Raw genomic sequence first — 255 nt, forward strand, 5'->3', positions numbered from 1 at the left:
GGGGGGGGGGGGGGGGGGGGGGGGGGGGGGGGGGGGGGGGGGGGGGGGGGGGGGGGGGGGGGGGGGGGGGGGGGGGGGGGGGGGGGGGGGGGGGGGGGGGGGGGGGGGGGGGGGGGGGGGGGGGGGGAGGGGGGGGGGGGGGGGGGGGGGGGGGGGGGGGGGGGGGGGGGGGGGGGGGGGGGGGGGGGGGGGGGGGGGGGGGGGGGGGGGGGGGGGGGGGGGGGGGGGGGGGGGGGGGGGGGGGGGGGGGGGGGG

1 protein-coding gene is annotated in these 255 nt (G+C 99.6%); it reads left to right on the top strand.

What is annotated here, in order from left to right; genetic code table 11:
- A partial coding sequence (locus ACTHUM_RS20175; RefSeq protein ID WP_268083134.1) for a hypothetical protein occupies positions 1 to 255 on the top strand: 255 nt, incomplete at both ends.

It is taken from the genome of Neisseria sp. P0021.S006, from assembly GCF_051956895.1.